Here is a 16,961-nt window from a genome sequence, read left to right as displayed (position 1 = left end):
TTTTTGCGGTTATGAGTTCGGGGTTTTTAAAGGCTTAAACTTTAAATTTAAAACAAAAAGTAATGCAGGTTAAAACAAAAGCTATAGTGCTTTCATCACTAAAATTCCAAGAAAAAAGCTTGATTGTGAAATGTTTTACACTATCGCATGGGTTAAAGTCTTATTTGGTTCGTGATGCTTTTTCTGGGCGAAAATCCAACCAAAAAATTGCTTATTTTCAACCGTTGTCTATTCTCGAAATAGAAGCAGTGCATAAGAACAAAGGTACGCTAGAGAGCTTTAAAGAAATAAAACTAAGCACACCTTTTCAAACGATCCACTCCGATATTTATAAGAGTACCATTGTGATGTTTATTTCTGAAGTTTTACATCATTCGATCCATGAAGAAGAAAAAAACGAGTCGCTTTTTGAATTTCTAGAAGCTGCGTTGCTTTGGCTTGATAACCACGATGAAACAGCCAATTTTCATTTAATTTTAATGCTGGAAACTACTAAATATTTAGGTTTTTATCCGGATACCTCCGATATGGACATGCCTTTTTTCGAAATGACTAACGGTATTTTTACTCCCTTTCATGCTATTAGCTCCTTGACTGAGCATGAGTCAAATTTGTTTAAAAAACTTATCGCTTTGCGATTTGACAATGACCAAAAGATCTTCCATGTTATTGAAAGACAAATTGTGCTTAAAATTCTGATCGATTACTACAGTTTTCATCTTGACGGCTTCAAAAAACCAAAATCGCTTGATGTTCTAAAGGAGGTTTTTTCTTAAAGCTGAAAATTTCAGATTAAATTCTGTTTTGTGTTTAAAAGTAAAGTATATTTGTCTTTTAATCAAGTTTGTTGTTCTTTAAGGAAAGCAAGCTTTAACAAATTAACTTTATGGAGGCAAAAGTAAAACAAGAAGGAGATATCGAAAAAATTAATAAAATTACGGGCTACCAGCTTCCTAATAAATTTAAAATTGTTGGTTTGGTGTTATTCATTGTTTCGATTTTAGCAATTGTCAGCTCTATTAAAATCTATTTTGCAGAGGTAAGAATCCAAGATTTATTTGAGAGAGTAGCTCAGACAGGTACGGTTTTAGGATTACTTATGATTTCAATATCAAAAGAAAAAGTAGAAGATGAGTTAATTGCAAAAATCCGGATGCAGTCTTATAATTACGCCGTTATAGGTGCAGTGTTGTTATATTTATTGGTTCCGTTTATTCATTACACCCTTATTTTAAGTTTTTCAAAATTGCGCACAATTGAGGGTAGTAAAGATATTTCTGTATTGTTTTTTTTACTGTCAATCCAGATTGTTACTTTCAGGAAGCTAAAAAAAGCGTATAATGAAGAATAGGTTGAAAATTGAACGGGCCATTTTAAACATTACACAAGAGCAGTTAGCAGAGAAAATAGGGGTTTCTAGACAAACAATAAATTCAATTGAAACTAATCGGTTTGTTCCTTCTACTTTATTAGCCTTAAAATTATCAATGTTATTTGGTAAAGCCGTTAATGAATTTTTCGAGTTAGATGATGATGAAAAACAGTAGCTAAAACAGTAGATTTATAAGAATTAAATCGGCTTAATAAACAAAATCTGCGTCAATTCATGAAATCCGTGTTTAATTATTGAAAATTCCTTACTTTCGCACTTCGATTAAAGAAAAGGATAAAATGAGCACAAAATTTACTGAATACAAAGGACTTGACTTACCAACTGTAGCATCAGAAGTACTAGATTTTTGGAAAAAAGAAAACATCTTTGAGAAAAGTGTGACTACACGTGAAGGGAATACTCCTTTCGTATTTTTTGAAGGTCCGCCTTCGGCAAATGGATTACCGGGAATTCACCATGTAATGGCACGAGCTATCAAAGATATTTTTTGCAGATATAAAACACAAAAAGGGTTTCAAGTTAAGCGTAAAGCAGGTTGGGATACTCACGGATTGCCTGTGGAATTAGGTACCGAGAAAGAATTAGGTATTACAAAAGAAGATATAGGAAAGTCTATTTCCATCGAAGAATATAACGAGGCTTGTAAAAAAACCGTAATGCGTTATACGGATGTTTGGAATGATTTGACCGAAAAAATGGGCTATTGGGTAGATATGGAAGATCCGTATGTGACTTATAAGCCTAAGTATATGGAGACCGTTTGGTGGTTGCTCAAACAAATCTATAATAAAGATTTGATGTACAAGGGCTACACTATTCAGCCATATTCTCCAAAAGCAGGGACAGGATTGAGTTCTCATGAGGTGAATCAACCAGGAAGTTACCGTGATGTAACGGATACTACTGTTGTGGCTCAATTCAAAGTTTTAGAATCATCAAGAGAACTATTGTGTTCTAAGTTTTATGATTATATCAGTTCAAAAAATCTACAGCATTATAAATTATCAGTTTTAGATCTTGATGAGGTTTATTTCTTGGCTTGGACAACAACGCCTTGGACTTTACCATCTAATACAGCTTTGACTGTTGGTCCAAAAATTGAATATGTTTTAGTGAAAACGTTCAATCAATATACATTTTCTTTAACGAATGTCGTTTTAGCTAAAAACTTAGTTGGAAAACAATTTGGGAAAGGATTTTATGAAAGTCAAGATCTTGCTGACTTTGAAAATTTCAAAGAAGGAGATAAAAAAATTCCATACCAGATCCTTGCAGAATGCAAAGGAGCTGATTTAGTTGGGATTCGTTACGAGCAATTGTTGCCATTCGCATTGCCTTATCAAAACGCAGAAAATGCTTTTAGAGTAATTTCAGGAGATTTTGTTACCATTGAGGACGGAACAGGAATTGTACATACGGCACCTACTTTTGGAGCAGATGATGCAAAAGTGGCGAAAGAAGCAACACCAGAAATTCCGCCATTATTGGTTTTGGATGAAAGTGGTACTCCAGTTCCTTTAGTAGACTTACAAGGGAAATTCACCTCACACATGGGTGAGTATGCTGGTAAATATGTAAAAAATGAATATTACGACGATGGCGAAGCGCCAGATCGTTCTATTGATGTAGAACTTGCGATTCGTTTAAAAGAAGAAAACAAAGCATTTAAAGTAGAGAAATATGTCCACAGTTACCCGCATTGCTGGAGAACAGACAAACCTATTCTATACTATCCGCTTGACTCTTGGTTTATAAAAATCACTGAGGTAAGAGACAGAATGTTTGACTTAAACGAAACGATTAACTGGAAGCCAAAATCGACAGGAGAAGGACGTTTTGGAAACTGGATAAAAAATGCCAATGACTGGAACTTATCTCGTTCCAGGTTTTGGGGAATTCCACTGCCAATCTGGAGAACAGAAGACAAACAAGAAGAAGTTTTAATAGGTTCAGTAGGAGAATTGTATAACGAAATAGAAAAGTCAATTCAAGCCGGATTCCAAAAAGAAAACCCTTTCAAAGGATTCGAAATTGGGAATATGGATGAAGAAAACTATGATTTAATTGATTTACATAAAAATGTAGTCGATGAAATTACTTTGGTTTCTGCTTCTGGGAAACCAATGAAGCGTGAAGCTGATTTGATTGACGTTTGGTTTGACAGTGGATCTATGCCTTATGCACAATGGCATTATCCTTTTGAAAATAAAGATAAAATTGACGAGAATAAAGATTTCCCAGCTGATTTTATTGCTGAAGGCGTGGATCAAACCCGTGGATGGTTTTATACTTTACATGCAATTGCGACTTTGGTTTTTGATAAAGTAGCTTATAAAAATGTAGTTTCAAATGGATTAGTCCTAGACAAAAATGGACAAAAAATGTCCAAACGTTTAGGAAATGCAGCAGATCCTTTTGAAACATTAGCTGAATACGGTCCGGATGCTACAAGATGGTATATGATATCGAATGCAAATCCTTGGGATAATTTAAAATTTGACCTTGAAGGAATCGCTGAGGTTCGTAGAAAGTTCTTTGGAACCTTATACAATACGTATTCGTTCTTTAGTTTGTACGCAAACATAGACGGGTTTAAATATGAGGAAGCTGAAATTCCATTAAATGAAAGACCTGAAATTGACCAATGGATTATTTCAGAATTGAATACCTTGATAAAGGATGTAGATGGTTTCTATGCCGATTATGAGCCTACAAAAGCAGCTCGCGCTATTTCTGATTTCGTACAAGAAAATTTAAGTAACTGGTACGTTCGTTTATGCAGAAGACGTTTTTGGAAAGGGGAGTATGCCCAAGATAAAATTGCAGCTTATCAAACGTTGTATACTTGTTTATTGACGATAAGTAAATTAGGAGCGCCTATTGCACCTTTCTTCATGGATAAGCTTTACAGAGATTTAACCTTAGCAACACAGTCAGAAAAATTTGACAGCGTACATTTGGCAGAGTTTCCAAAACACGTTGAAAACTTTGTTAATAAAATGTTAGAGAGTAAAATGCAGAAAGCGCAGACTATCTCGTCATTAGTTTTATCACTCCGTAAAAAGGAAATGATTAAGGTACGTCAGCCCTTGCAAAAGGTAATGATTCCAGTACTTGACGAGAGGCAAAGACTTGAAATTGAAGCTGTTTCCGACCTCATAAAGGCAGAGGTAAATGTTAAAGAAATCTTATTTTTAGATGATGCCTCTGGGGTTTTAGTGAAGCAGATTAAGCCAAATTTCAAGACGTTAGGGCCACGTTTTGGTAAAGATATGGGCTTGATTGCCAAGGAGATACAGAGTTTTTCTGCCGAAAAAATCAATCAATTGGAAAGCGACGGAACGTTAGAAGTGGTTATTGCAGGAAAAAGCATAACTTTAACAATAGAAGATGTAGAGATTTCGTCCCAAGATATTGAAGGATGGTTGGTCGCTAATTCTAACGGAATAACGGTTGCGCTTGACATTGTTATTTCTCCAGAATTGAAAAAGGAAGGAATTGCAAGAGAGTTAGTCAACAGAATTCAAAATATCAGAAAGGATTCGGGATTTGAAGTGACGGATAAAATAAAAGTACATTTGCAAAAAAATGAAACTCTTGAAGAGGCGGTAATGCCAAATGTTGATTATATTAAGTCAGAAACATTAACAGAAGAATTAGTTTTTGAAGATAACATAAGTGATGGAGTTGAAATTGAATTTGACGAGATAAAAACAAAAATAATAATTACTAATAATTAGATTATGGTAGAGGCACCAACAAGATACTCTGATGCCGATTTGGCAGAGTTCAAAGAGATAATTCTAAATAAAATTCAAAAAGCGCAATTCGATTTAGATTTGATAAAAAGTGCTTACATGAATGATTTGAATAACGGGACTGATGATACTTCACCTACATTCAAAGCATTTGAGGAAGGTAGTGAATCTATGTCTAAAGAAGCAAATTCACAATTAGCGATCCGTCAGGAGAAGTTTATCCGTGATTTAAAAAACGCATTATTCCGTGTAGAGAATAAAACATACGGCATATGTAGAGTTACAGGTAAGTTAATTAGTAAAGAGCGACTAAAAATTGTTCCTCATGCCACCATGAGTATCGAAGCTAAAAACTCGCAACGCTAAGAAATTAAAATTTTCAATAGTAAAATTCCAAATTCCAATAATAACTTATAAAATTATTGGGATTTGGAATTTAATTTTTAGAATTTACTTACTTTTGCGCCACTTAAAATTTATAAAATGTCATTACGAAAAGCGTATCTACTTATCTTCATCATATTAATCGTTGATCAAGTTTCGAAAATATATATTAAAACTAATTTTGTATTAGGAGAAGAAGTGGAAGTTTTTAGATGGTTTAAAATTCTATTCATTGAAAACGAAGGGATGGCATGGGGTACTGAAATCCCTGGGACTTACGGTAAATTAATTCTAACGTTATTTAGGTTAGTTGCTGTTGGTGGAATTGGGTATTGGTTGTGGGATTCTGTTGAGAAGAAGCACAGTTCAAATTACTTAGTTGTAGCTATTGCATTAATACTTGCAGGAGCTTTTGGAAATATAATTGACTCTGTTTTTTACGGTGTTATTTTTGACGATAGCCACTCTCAATTAGCCACTCTATTTTCAGATCAACCTTATGGGACCTATTTTCATGGTAAAGTAGTTGATATGTTTTATTTTCCATTTTGGCATGGAACCCTGCCTAATTGGTTGCCTATTTGGGGCGGGAATGATTTTACTTTCTTCAATGCCATCTTTAATATAGCTGATATGGCTATTTCGACAGGTGTAGGGATATTAATATTTTTTAACAAAAAAGCTTTTCATAAGAGTTAAAGATAAAAACTCAGATAAAAAAAAAGACCAATTCAATTCTGAGTTGGTCTTTTTGTATTATTTATTATGCCCCGGTGCATAATATTTTGCGCTTTTACTGCCATTAATTTTTTTGGCTTGCCCAGGTGGAATTCTTCTTGCTTTATAATTTGACTTGTTTGTTGTAGTTCTGAAGCTACAACTTGACAATGATATAGTAAAGAGGATAACCATAACGGTCATAACAAATTTTGAAGTTTTAGTAACTTTCATAAGTTAAAATATTTTTTAGACTGCGAAATTAGGTGTTATTGTTCGAAGTTGTAGCTGTTTTTTGGACTGATGCAATAATCCATACAAATATCGTCTTCATGAGTATCGTTAATTGACGCTTCAGGTTCAAAAAATGAGAGTCCAATTTTAATAGTTTCCGGGGCGCATTCTCCTAAAAATCGATCGTAGAAACCTTTGCCGTAGCCCACACGATGACCTTGTTTGTCGTAAGCCAATAACGGTATAAAAACGACTTCAATTTTATTAGAAGGAACTTCGATTCCGTCAACGGGTTCTGGAATGTTATATTCGTTTTTCTTTATTTTTGTGTTGTCAGTCAAAAGGAAATGGGTCATCTTTCGAGTTTCGAAATCTGCTTTTGAAATGATTATTTCTTTATCTTTCCCAGAAAGTAAGTGCAGGATTAATTCGGTGTCGACTTCTTTTTGTTCCGTAATGGGCAGAAAAATATGGAAATATGTCTTTTCCCAAATAGGCAATGCGAGCAACTGATTAGTAATAGCTAAACTCATGGTCTCTATGTCGATGTCAGTCAATTGACTCCTTCGCGCCTTATACTTCGAGCGTAATTCCTTTTTATTACTTTGCATTCCTAATTGTTTTTGAGATGTGGTAAATCGCATCGCCTTGATAGACAATGGGAGAAAGGTTTGCATTGATGATGTAGCCCTCATTCGGTGCGTTTACCGTTCGCTCAAACTCTCCAAAAGGATCCGTAATGATAGCAAGAAGAGTTCCTTTTTGCACATAACGGCCTATGCAGCCATTATCATGTAATAAACCAGAACATTGTGCTCGTATCCAAGACGATTTTTCAATATAAATAGTTTCCGATTCTGTTTCCTCAATACTATGTTTCGAATCTAACATATCAAGATGGCTTAAAAGGCGTTTTGTACCTTGTACCCCAACATCTGTAACAGACTCATTAATATTAAGGGATTTTCCTCCTTCAAAAAGCAACATTTTCACGTTCAATTTGTGGCTTGCATTCCTGAACGAACCGGGAACGTTTTTAGAAAATAAAGTAAACGGAGCATTAAAGGCATTTGCTAATGTTATTAATTCCGGATTATTTGGAGCAAGTCGAATCTGAGGAGCATTAAATCGGCTGGCACCCCCTGCATGAAAGTCAACTGCGTAATCAATTAAAGGCATAATTTCAGTAAGCGTGTGATAGGCGAAGCGACTAGCAAGAGAGCCATTCTTGCTCCCTGGAAAAACGCGATTCAAGTCCCTGCCATCGGGAAATTTTCTGCTTTTGTTAAGGAAACCAAACATATTTATTATGGGAATGCATATGATTGTTCCTTTTTTCGGGATGTTAATTTTCTTAGTGATAAGTTGGCGAACGATCTCAATACCATTGATTTCATCACCATGAATTCCCGCTGAAAAAAGAACAGTGGGGCCTTCGATTTTAGAACGATGAATTATTATTGGAATTTTTAGTTCGCCAGTGTTATGTAGTTTGGCAATTTCCATATCAATTGTTTTGCTCTCGCCTGGCAAAATGGATTCTCCTAAAATGATAATGGGTTTGATGTTTTTCATGATGTATTAAAAAACCAAAATTAGAAATTATTATTTGTAATTCGTAAATTTGGACTTAAATAGATAAATAACCTCAAAGTAATAAAAATGGATATGCATCTCGCCGAATCAAGATGTATCTTCGTGAAATAACATTATAATGCAAAACCCAACTCTAGCGCTTCAAATACAAACCTTACCTGATGGTCCCGGTGTATATCAATATTATGATAAGGACGGAAAAATATTGTATGTGGGGAAAGCCAAGAATCTAAAAAAAAGAGTTTCTTCCTATTTCAATAAAATTCATGATGTTGCCAAAACGAATGTATTGGTAAAAAAGATTGTAACTATAAAGCATATTGTTGTTCCTACAGAAACAGATGCGCTACTGTTAGAAAATAATCTTATAAAAACCTTGCAACCGCGTTACAATGTATTGTTGCGCGACGATAAAAGCTACCCCTGGCTGTGTATAAAAAAAGAGCCTTTTTCCCGAATTTTTTCCACTAGGAGAGTGGTGAAGGATGGCTCGGAGTATTTTGGTCCATACACTAGTTTTAAAACGGTGAATACGATTCTAGAGTTGATAAAAGAGCTTTATCCATTGCGGACATGTAATTATGATTTAAGTAAGTCAAATATAGAAAGCGGGAAGTTTAAGGTTTGTCTGGAATATCACATCGGGAATTGTAAAGGACCTTGTGAAGGGCATGAATCCCTTGAAGATTATCAAAAACAAGTGGATGCCATTCGAGAAATACTAAAAGGAAATTTCAAAGAAAGTATGAAAGACTTCAAAAGGGTGATGATGGATTTAGCTGAAAATATGCATTTTGAAGAAGCGCAGAAAATAAAAGAAAAAATAGAAGTGCTTGAGAATTATCAATCACGCTCCACAATCGTAAACCCTAAAATCACTAATATCGATGTGTTCTCCATTGTTTCTGACGAAAGCGCCGCTTATGTAAATTTTTTACAAATTTCACATGGTTCGATTATTCGATCTCATACTATGGAAATCAAGAAAAAACTAGAGGAAACCGATGCTGAATTATTAGAGTTGGCGATAATCGAACTCCGAGAACGTTTCCAATTATTATCTAGGGAAGTAATTGTTCCTTTTTCAGTTGATTTGGGTGAAAATTTAAAAGTGACGGTACCACAATTAGGAGATAAAAAACAAATTTTGGACCTTTCTATTCGAAATGCAAAATTTTATAGAATCGAACAGTTAAAGCAATTGCAAATTGTAGATCCTGATAGGCATACTAATAGGATTATGGCGCAAATGAAAAAAGACCTGCGATTGTCATTTGAACCAAGGCATATTGAATGCTTTGACAACTCAAATATTCAAGGGACAAATCCAGTTGCTGCTTGTGTCGTGTTTAAAGATGGTAAACCTAGTAAGAAAGACTATCGTCATTTTAATATAAAAACGGTTGAAGGACCAGATGATTTTGCGTCAATGACCGAAGTAGTGTATCGACGTTACAAAAGGCTATTGGATGAAAAGCAGCCTTTACCGCAGTTAATAATTATTGACGGTGGAAAAGGACAGCTTTCGGCAGCGTTAAAAAGTATAGATGATTTAGGGCTGAGAGGAAAAATAGCAATAATTGGTATAGCTAAGAGGTTAGAAGAATTGTTCTACCCGGGAGATTCAGTTCCTTTGTATCTAGATAAAAAATCAGAGACTTTGAAAGTAATTCAGCAATTGCGAAATGAAGCGCATCGATTTGGTATTACACATCATAGGGATCAAAGGAGTAAAGCGGCGCTAAATTCTTCAATAGAATCCATTCCTGGGATTGGCGAAAAAACAATGTTAGCATTAATACAACATTTTAAAAGTGTTAAAAGACTGAAATTAGCAACCGAAAAGGAAATTTCTGATGTGATAGGTGGTTCAAAAGCCAAAAAAATAGTCGACTTTTACAAAATGGTAACTGAATGACCTTAAGCGAAATAATAATTTAACAAAGAGTACTACCAATAAATATCCCATGCTTTTTATGAAAAAACAGATCCTTTTACTTTTTGTTTTATTGAGTTGTTTGAATTTGTTTTCGCAAGAAAAGAACAGACCAAAAATAGGCTTGGTTTTAAGCGGTGGTGGTGCCAAAGGTTTTGCTCACATAGGGGTTTTGAAAGTGCTTGAGGAAGCAGGCTTGAAAATTGATTATATTGGTGGAACAAGTATGGGAGCCGTTGTTGGAGGGCTTTATGCTTCGGGATACACTGCATCTCAGATTGATTCGATATTTCAATCCACTAATTTTGATGAATTAATAAGTGATTTTATTCCAAGGTCTTCCAAGAATTTTTATGAAAAAAAGAATGATGAACTGTACGCTCTCGTACTACCATTTAATAAATTTAAAATAGGAATACCGGAGGCCCTTTCTAAGGGAATGTATAATTTTAATCTATTAAGCAGAATAACAAGACATGTAAGGCATGTGAGGGATTTTAATAAATTGCCAATTCCTTTTTTATGCATCGCTACTGATATTGAAACGGGAAAAGAGGTTTTATTAAATAAAGGAAATCTGGCGCAGGCCATGATTGCCAGCTCCGCATTTCCATCCTTATTTTCTCCAGTAGAAATAGATGGTAAACTCCTAGTAGACGGCGGAGTGACTAATAATTACCCTATCGATGAAGTAAAAAAGCTTGGTGCAGATATAATCATTGGTGTAGATGTACAAGATGATTTAAGAGATAGAAATTCCCTTAAAGATGCCACTAAGATTTTGGTTCAAATCACAAACCTTCATTCGATAGAAAAAATGAAGGAAAGTATTTCGAAAACAGATATATACATCAAACCTGATATTAAAGATTATGGAGTTATTTCATTTGATAAAGGGAAGGAGATTATTATAAAAGGCGAGGAAGCTACTTTTGCAGTATATGAAAAAATAGAAGCGCTTGTGGGCGATTCAAATAAATATCAAAAACCAAAATTAAAAATTTCAACAGATAGTTTGTGCATTGACAATATAAATTGCGATGAGTTAGATAATTATACTAAAGATTATGTGATTGGGAAATTAAGATTTAAGCCCAAAACTAAAATCACATATAAGCAGTTAGAAGCAGGGATAAATAATATTAATGCGACAGAAAATTTTAGAACTATTAATTATACGCTGAATCCAAGCGATGAGAAGGATGATTTGAATCTTATTTTAAAAGAGAATAAAACAAAATCCTATTTAAAATTTGGCTTGCATTATGATGGTTTGTTTAAAAGTGCTGTCTTAGTAAACTTAACTCGTAAAAAAACATTGTTTAAAAATGATGTTGCATCGCTGGATATTGCACTTGGCGATAACTTCAGATATAATTTTGGCTATTATATTGAAAATGGTTACAATCTAAGTTTTGGATTTAAATCCTATTTCAATCAGTTCAATAAAAATATAACCAGCGAATTCAGTATTTTAGATTTTCAAGACTTAGGTGTAAGTTCAATTAATGTTGATTTTTCGGATGTGACAAACCAGATTTATTTCCAATCTTTATTTGTGCAAAAATTTCTTATAGGTGGAGGGTTAGAGTATAAATTTCTGAAAATTAATTCAGGAACATTGGCTAATAGCAATCCTGTGATTGACAAAAGTAATTATTTAAGTCTTTTTGGGTATTTGAATTATGATTCATTTGATAACAAGTTTTTTCCTAAAAAAGGATGGTATTTTTCTGGAGACATACAGTCTTTTTTAGTTTCATCGGACTACACAGATACGTTTAACCAATTTTCGATTGCAAAAACTGATTTTGGATTTGCTACAACAATCTTTAAAAACACTACGATTAAAATTCAAACAGAAGCTGGATTTTCATTTGGAAATGACAGCGTTAGCTTTTTTAATTTTGTTTTGGGAGGGTATGGCTACAATCAAATCAATAATTTCAGGCATTTTTATGGTTATGATTTTTTAAGTTTAGCAGCTAATAGTTATGTCAAGTCGACAGGGACTATTGATTATGAGTTTTATAAAAAAAACCATTTGAATTTTTCTGCAAATTTCGCCAACTTGGGAGATAGAATGTTTGAGTCCGTTGGTTGGGTGTCGCTGCCCAAATATTCAGGTTATGCAGTAGGGTACGGTTTAGAAACCATTATCGGTCCAATAGAAATTAAACATACCTGGTCTCCAGAAGTTAAAAAAGGATATACATGGTTTAGTGTTGGATTTTTATTTTAAATTTAATCTATATCAATAAAAATTCCGATATTTGTTATAATGAAAACTAAATGGCTAGGTTTATTGGATTATCTTCAATTCCTCATCAAGAGAAATCCTGAATGAGTAACTATTTTTTGATTTAACTTAGTGCGTTATAAAGTAATCTCTACTTTAAACTGTTAAACTTATAAATAAATAATCATGCCATTATATCATAAATTGGGGACTTTCCCTCAAAAAAGACACACACAATTTGAAAAACCTGAAGGGGGTTTTTATTACGAGCAACTATTTGGAACAGAAGGTTTTCACGGGAATTCTGCATTGATGTACCATGTTCACCGACCTACACAGGTAAAAGAAATCATTAAAAGCTTTTCTGTCGAGCCTAAAATTGCCATTGGTAAAAACATTAAGTCCTTATTGTTAAAAGGGTTTGATTTAAAAGCCGAAGATGACTTTCTAGACAGCCGTAAAGCATTGCTTGTTAATAAAGACTGTACTATAGGGCTAGCTGCACCAAAGAAATCATTACGCGAGTATTTTTATAAAAACGCCGATGCGGATGAAATGATATTCATTCACAAAGGGAAAGGGAAACTGCGCACTATGATGGGGAATATCCCATTTGAATACGGAGATTATCTGATTATTCCTAGGGGGATTATCTATCAGATTGATTTTGAAACGGAAGTTAATAGATTGCTATATGTCGAGTCTTTCGCGCCAATTTATACGCCAAAACGTTATAAAAATGAATCAGGTCAACACCTGGAGCATTCACCATTTTGTGAGCGCGATTTTATTTTGCCGAATGAATTGGAAACTCACGACGAAAAAGGAGATTTTCTTATCAAAATTAAAAAAGAAGGAATGATGCATGAAGTGGTTTATGCCACGCATCCTTTTGATGTAGTGGGTTGGGATGGCTACAATTTTCCATACGGATTCAGCATTCATAATTTCGAACCTATAACAGGACGCGTTCATCAACCGCCACCAGTACACCAAACATTTGAAACATCTACTTTTGTGATATGTTCATTTGTACCAAGGTTGTACGATTACCATCCAAAAGCAATTCCTGCTCCCTACAATCATAGTAACGTAGATAGTGATGAGGTTTTGTATTACGTTGACGGTGATTTTATGAGTAGAAATAATATCGAACAAGGTCATATTACATTGCACCCAAAAGGGATTCCGCACGGACCAGCTCCTGGAGCTATGGAACGTAGTATTGGACATAAGGAAACGCACGAGTTGGCGGTAATGGTAGATACTTTTAGAACACTTATGGTAACAGAAGAAGCCATGGGAATCGACGATGGTCAATATTACAAATCTTGGGTTGAGTAAGTCGTTACGAGTAACGTGACAAACTAATCTCACTTAGTATATCAAGTTATATAAGGAGCTTTTTCCTGCTGTACGCGATATCTTTCTGTTTTTAAAGAAAAAACACAAAGGATGCTGCTTCCATCAGGGCTAGGCTTTGGAACAATCAATAACATTTTCGGTAATGATAAAAAACCGAATTATAAAAAATAAGTAAAATGGCAAAAGAAGTAAAATCAGTAGAATACGGATTAGAAAAAATATTTGAAGGAGCGCAAGATTTCCTTCCTTTATTGGGAACTGATTATGTAGAATTCTATGTAGGAAACGCAAAACAATCAGCACATTATTATAAAACGGCTTTTGGATACCAATCATTGGCTTATGCAGGCTTAGAGACTGGAGTAAGAGATCGAACTTCTTATGTGTTGAAACAAGATAAGATACGTATCGTTCTGACGACACCTTTAACTCAAGATTCTCCTATTCATGAGCATTTAAGAAAGCATGGCGACGGAGTGAAAGTAGCGGCTCTTTGGGTAGAAGATGCAACTAGTGCTTACGAAGAAACAATGAAACGTGGCGCTCGTTCTTTTATGGAGCCTACAGTTGAAAAAGATGAATTTGGTGAAGTAGTGCGTTCTGGGATTTACACCTATGGCGAAACCGTTCATATTTTTGTGGAGCGTAAAAATTACAAAGGTGTTTTCTTGCCGGGATATAAAGAATGGAAATCAGATTACAACCCAGAACCTACCGGATTGAAATACATTGACCACATGGTAGGGAATGTAGGTTGGAATGAAATGAATACTTGGGTTAAGTTCTATGAAGATGTGATGGGGTTTGTAAATTTCCTTTCTTTTGATGATAAACAAATTAATACAGAATATTCAGCCTTAATGAGTAAGGTTATGTCTAATGGAAACGGTCGTATTAAGTTCCCCATCAATGAGCCTGCAGAAGGGAAGAAAAAATCACAAATCGAGGAATATCTTGATTTTTACGGCGGACCCGGAATACAGCATATAGCAATCGCAACCGATGATATTATTAAAACAGTAAGTCAGTTGAAAGCTAGAGGTGTGGAATTTCTGTCGGCTCCTCCTCATACTTATTATCAGGCAATTCCAGAACGATTGGGAGACCACATGAAAATGATGAAAGAGGATTTAAATGAAATAGAAAAGTTGGCTATTATGGTAGACGCAGATGAAGAAGGGTATTTATTACAAATCTTCACAAAACCAGTACAAGACAGACCTACTTTGTTTTTTGAAATTATTCAAAGAATGGGTGCTAAAGGCTTTGGGGCGGGTAACTTTAAAGCTTTGTTCGAGTCTATAGAGCGCGAGCAAGCATTGCGAGGAACGCTGTAGAAATGCGTTTTTTTTGCATTATGTGAAAAAATAACTATCGAAATAGCTGTAATTTTGTGAATGATATGTTAAACTTTATTTTTTGATAAAAAATGTGGTTTTGTTGTATACCTTTGCACTCGCAAAATGGAAGGGGTGGTTTCCTTCCGTATTGATATAAATTTCATAATTTATAGTTTTTTGGTTAGTTAATAGCATAAAAACTCAGTCATTATTTGACTGAGTTTTTTTGTTTTGATATATTTGGAACAAAATTTGCAAGTCGAATCAATAAATAGACAAAGTACGTTATGAAAAAATTTATACTATTCTTATTATTGATATTAACCGTAAGTTTTGACTCTCCTAAAGATGATGCTTACGATGTGGGTGAATGGTTTAAATTCCGAATCCATTATGGTTTTGTAAATGCAGGATATGCTACGCTGGAGGTCAAGGACGCAGTGGTAAACAATAAGAAAACGTTCCATGTTATTGGTAAAGGTTATACAACAGGGATGTCCCGCTTTTTTTTCAAAGTGGACGACTTGTATGAAAGCTATATCGATAAGGAATCCGGTAATCCGCTGCAGTATGTAAGGAAGATTAATGAAGGAGGATACATTAAAAGTCAAGAAGGGTTTTTTAATCAGTCAGCTAATAATGTTTTGGTAAAAGATTATAAAAATAGAAACGAAAAAACTTTTGTTACTCCAAAAAATACTCAAGACATTTTATCGGCGTTCTACTATTTGAGAAATTACCCTAATATTGATAAAATTAATCCAGGGGAGTCGATTGTTATCAATATGTTTATTGATGATGAAACCACAAAATTTAAGTTAAAGTTTGTAGGTCGTGAAGATATTACAACTAAATTTGGCGTTGTGTCATCTATGATCTTTAAACCTATGGTGCAATCAGGTCGTGTTTTTAAAGAACAAGAGAGTCTAACAGTCTGGATTTCAGACGATAATAATAGATTGCCTATTCGAATAAAAGCGGACTTAGCAGTGGGGTCAATAAAAGCAGACTTGGATGCATTTAAAGGACTAAACAATCCATTTAAAATAAAAAGATAATGAAAATTAGTGAGAATGCAGAAGCTATTTTAAACGAAATTGAGCAAAAGTATGCATCCATAGACCAAAAAACAGAAACGCACTTAGAAGGGTTACTTTGGTCTAAACCAATTACCTATTGGGATTACATCCAGACCGATGCCTTGTTAAATATACAAACACAAAGGACAACTCTTCCAGATGAAATGGTTTTTATCATGTATCATCAGGTCAACGAATTGATATTTAAGATGATTCTTTGGGAGATGAATCAAATTTCCTATGCTGAAAATATCAAAACAGATTTTTTTACAGAAAGGTTAATGAGAGTCAGCCGTTATTTTGACATGCTTACTACCTCTTTCAGTATTATGGAAAATGGGATGGAAGTAGAACAATATATGAAGTTCAGAAACACTTTGACGCCTGCAAGTGGTTTTCAAAGCGCTCAGTACCGTTTGATTGAATTTTCTTCTACAGATTTGATTAATCTTATCGATAATAGGTACAGAGGGACTATCGATCGAAATACGCCTTACGAACATGCTTTTGAACATTTATATTGGCAAGCAGCGGGCAAAGACTACGCAACTGGTAAGAAGTCCTACTTGTTAGAAGAATTTGAAAGAAAATACAAAAATTCATTTTTAGATTACATGGAGGAGTATAACACTATTAATATCTGGCAGAAATTCAAGCAACTTCCAGATGGTGACCAGAAAAACCCTGAGTTAGTAAAAGCAATGCGTCATTTTGATCATACGGTAAATATTACCTGGGTGATGCAACATCTTAATGTGGCTATAAAGTACATTGATCAAAGCGGAAAAGGTACTGGCGAAGCAACCGGAGGAAGTGACTGGAAGAAATACATGCACCCAAAATACCAGCGAAGGATATTTTTTCCGGAGTTATGGAGCGCTGATGAATTAGCGAACTGGGGTGTAGAAATTTAAGTTAAA

General features: G+C 34.5%; 14 protein-coding genes. 12 read left to right on the top strand and 2 right to left on the bottom strand.

Annotated elements, in window-relative coordinates; all coding sequences use genetic code 11:
- Nucleotides 1-62 precede the first annotated feature (62 nt).
- The 6 genes from recO to QO200_RS05880 all read left to right on the top strand — a co-directional run bounded on the left by recO (nt 63) and on the right by QO200_RS05880 (nt 6,234).
- Nucleotides 63-776, top strand: a complete 714-nt coding sequence (gene recO, locus QO200_RS05905) for a DNA repair protein RecO (RefSeq protein ID WP_371537604.1) — start codon at nt 63-65, stop codon at nt 774-776.
- A 110-nt stretch (nt 777-886) separates the two neighbouring features.
- Nucleotides 887-1,351 (top strand): hypothetical protein, encoded by a 465-nt coding sequence (locus QO200_RS05900; protein WP_371537602.1) that lies wholly within the window; start codon nt 887-889, stop codon nt 1,349-1,351.
- Complete coding sequence (locus QO200_RS05895; protein ID WP_371537600.1) at nt 1,341-1,547, top strand: helix-turn-helix transcriptional regulator; 207 nt, start codon at nt 1,341-1,343, stop codon at nt 1,545-1,547. The genes QO200_RS05900 and QO200_RS05895 overlap by 11 nt, the downstream gene beginning before the upstream one ends.
- Nucleotides 1,548-1,671: 124 nt before the next feature.
- Nucleotides 1,672-5,133 (top strand): isoleucine--tRNA ligase, encoded by a 3,462-nt coding sequence (ileS, locus tag QO200_RS05890; RefSeq protein ID WP_371537598.1) that lies wholly within the window; start codon nt 1,672-1,674, stop codon nt 5,131-5,133.
- A gap of 3 nt (nt 5,134-5,136) precedes the next feature.
- Complete coding sequence (locus tag QO200_RS05885; RefSeq protein WP_371537596.1) at nt 5,137-5,517, top strand: TraR/DksA family transcriptional regulator; 381 nt, start codon at nt 5,137-5,139, stop codon at nt 5,515-5,517.
- Nucleotides 5,518-5,634: 117 nt separating this feature from the next.
- Nucleotides 5,635-6,234, top strand: coding sequence for a lipoprotein signal peptidase (locus QO200_RS05880; RefSeq protein ID WP_371537593.1), 600 nt, complete (start codon nt 5,635-5,637; stop codon nt 6,232-6,234).
- 287 nt (nt 6,235-6,521) lie between these two features.
- On the opposite strand, the gene QO200_RS05875 is transcribed toward QO200_RS05880, so the two are convergent.
- Nucleotides 6,522-7,097 (bottom strand): 5-formyltetrahydrofolate cyclo-ligase, encoded by a 576-nt coding sequence (locus QO200_RS05875; protein ID WP_371537591.1) that lies wholly within the window; start codon nt 7,095-7,097, stop codon nt 6,522-6,524.
- Entirely contained in the window at nt 7,087-8,061 is a 975-nt protein-coding gene (locus QO200_RS05870; protein WP_371537589.1) for a succinylglutamate desuccinylase/aspartoacylase family protein, read from the bottom strand. The genes QO200_RS05875 and QO200_RS05870 overlap by 11 nt, the downstream gene beginning before the upstream one ends.
- Before the next feature lie 139 nt (nt 8,062-8,200).
- On the opposite strand from QO200_RS05870, the gene uvrC reads away from it, so the two are divergent.
- From uvrC to QO200_RS05840, 6 genes are all read left to right on the top strand, one after another.
- The gene (uvrC, locus tag QO200_RS05865; RefSeq protein ID WP_371537587.1) at nt 8,201-10,000 is read left to right on the top strand and encodes an excinuclease ABC subunit UvrC; all 1,800 of its coding nucleotides are present in this window, start codon (nt 8,201-8,203) and stop codon (nt 9,998-10,000) included.
- A 58-nt stretch (nt 10,001-10,058) separates the two neighbouring features.
- Nucleotides 10,059-12,260 (top strand): patatin-like phospholipase family protein, encoded by a 2,202-nt coding sequence (locus tag QO200_RS05860; protein WP_371537585.1) that lies wholly within the window; start codon nt 10,059-10,061, stop codon nt 12,258-12,260.
- Nucleotides 12,261-12,443: 183 nt separating this feature from the next.
- Nucleotides 12,444-13,601, top strand: coding sequence for a homogentisate 1,2-dioxygenase (locus QO200_RS05855; protein WP_371537583.1), 1,158 nt, complete (start codon nt 12,444-12,446; stop codon nt 13,599-13,601).
- 197 nt (nt 13,602-13,798) lie between these two features.
- The gene (gene hppD, locus QO200_RS05850) at nt 13,799-14,959 is read left to right on the top strand and encodes a 4-hydroxyphenylpyruvate dioxygenase (protein ID WP_371537580.1); all 1,161 of its coding nucleotides are present in this window, start codon (nt 13,799-13,801) and stop codon (nt 14,957-14,959) included.
- Nucleotides 14,960-15,249: 290 nt separating this feature from the next.
- Entirely contained in the window at nt 15,250-16,020 is a 771-nt protein-coding gene (locus QO200_RS05845) for a DUF3108 domain-containing protein (RefSeq protein ID WP_371537578.1), read from the top strand.
- The gene (locus tag QO200_RS05840) at nt 16,020-16,955 is read left to right on the top strand and encodes a tryptophan 2,3-dioxygenase family protein (RefSeq protein ID WP_371537576.1); all 936 of its coding nucleotides are present in this window, start codon (nt 16,020-16,022) and stop codon (nt 16,953-16,955) included. The genes QO200_RS05845 and QO200_RS05840 overlap by 1 nt, the downstream gene beginning before the upstream one ends.
- Nucleotides 16,956-16,961 lie beyond the last annotated feature (6 nt).

Origin of the sequence: Flavobacterium sp. Arc3, from assembly GCF_041431375.1 — a bacterium.
GTDB lineage: Bacteria > Bacteroidota > Bacteroidia > Flavobacteriales > Flavobacteriaceae > Flavobacterium.
The sequence above is the reverse complement of the archived record's forward strand: the minus strand, read 5'-3'. Positions and strand labels throughout refer to the sequence as shown.

Bases quoted from the DNA above. Each gene is read 5' to 3' on its own strand.
- recO (WP_371537604.1), top strand. From the start codon at position 63: ATGCAGGTTAAAACAAAAGCTATAGTGCTTTCATCACTAAAATTCCAA.
- QO200_RS05900 (WP_371537602.1), top strand. From the start codon at position 887: ATGGAGGCAAAAGTAAAACAAGAAGGAGATATCGAAAAAATTAATAAA.
- QO200_RS05895 (WP_371537600.1), top strand. From the start codon at position 1,341: ATGAAGAATAGGTTGAAAATTGAACGGGCCATTTTAAACATTACACAA.
- ileS (WP_371537598.1), top strand. From the start codon at position 1,672: ATGAGCACAAAATTTACTGAATACAAAGGACTTGACTTACCAACTGTA.
- QO200_RS05885 (WP_371537596.1), top strand. From the start codon at position 5,137: ATGGTAGAGGCACCAACAAGATACTCTGATGCCGATTTGGCAGAGTTC.
- QO200_RS05880 (WP_371537593.1), top strand. From the start codon at position 5,635: ATGTCATTACGAAAAGCGTATCTACTTATCTTCATCATATTAATCGTT.
- QO200_RS05875 (WP_371537591.1), bottom strand. From the start codon at position 7,097: ATGCAAAGTAATAAAAAGGAATTACGCTCGAAGTATAAGGCGCGAAGG.
- QO200_RS05870 (WP_371537589.1), bottom strand. From the start codon at position 8,061: ATGAAAAACATCAAACCCATTATCATTTTAGGAGAATCCATTTTGCCA.
- uvrC (WP_371537587.1), top strand. From the start codon at position 8,201: ATGCAAAACCCAACTCTAGCGCTTCAAATACAAACCTTACCTGATGGT.
- QO200_RS05860 (WP_371537585.1), top strand. From the start codon at position 10,059: ATGAAAAAACAGATCCTTTTACTTTTTGTTTTATTGAGTTGTTTGAAT.
- QO200_RS05855 (WP_371537583.1), top strand. From the start codon at position 12,444: ATGCCATTATATCATAAATTGGGGACTTTCCCTCAAAAAAGACACACA.
- hppD (WP_371537580.1), top strand. From the start codon at position 13,799: ATGGCAAAAGAAGTAAAATCAGTAGAATACGGATTAGAAAAAATATTT.
- QO200_RS05845 (WP_371537578.1), top strand. From the start codon at position 15,250: ATGAAAAAATTTATACTATTCTTATTATTGATATTAACCGTAAGTTTT.
- QO200_RS05840 (WP_371537576.1), top strand. From the start codon at position 16,020: ATGAAAATTAGTGAGAATGCAGAAGCTATTTTAAACGAAATTGAGCAA.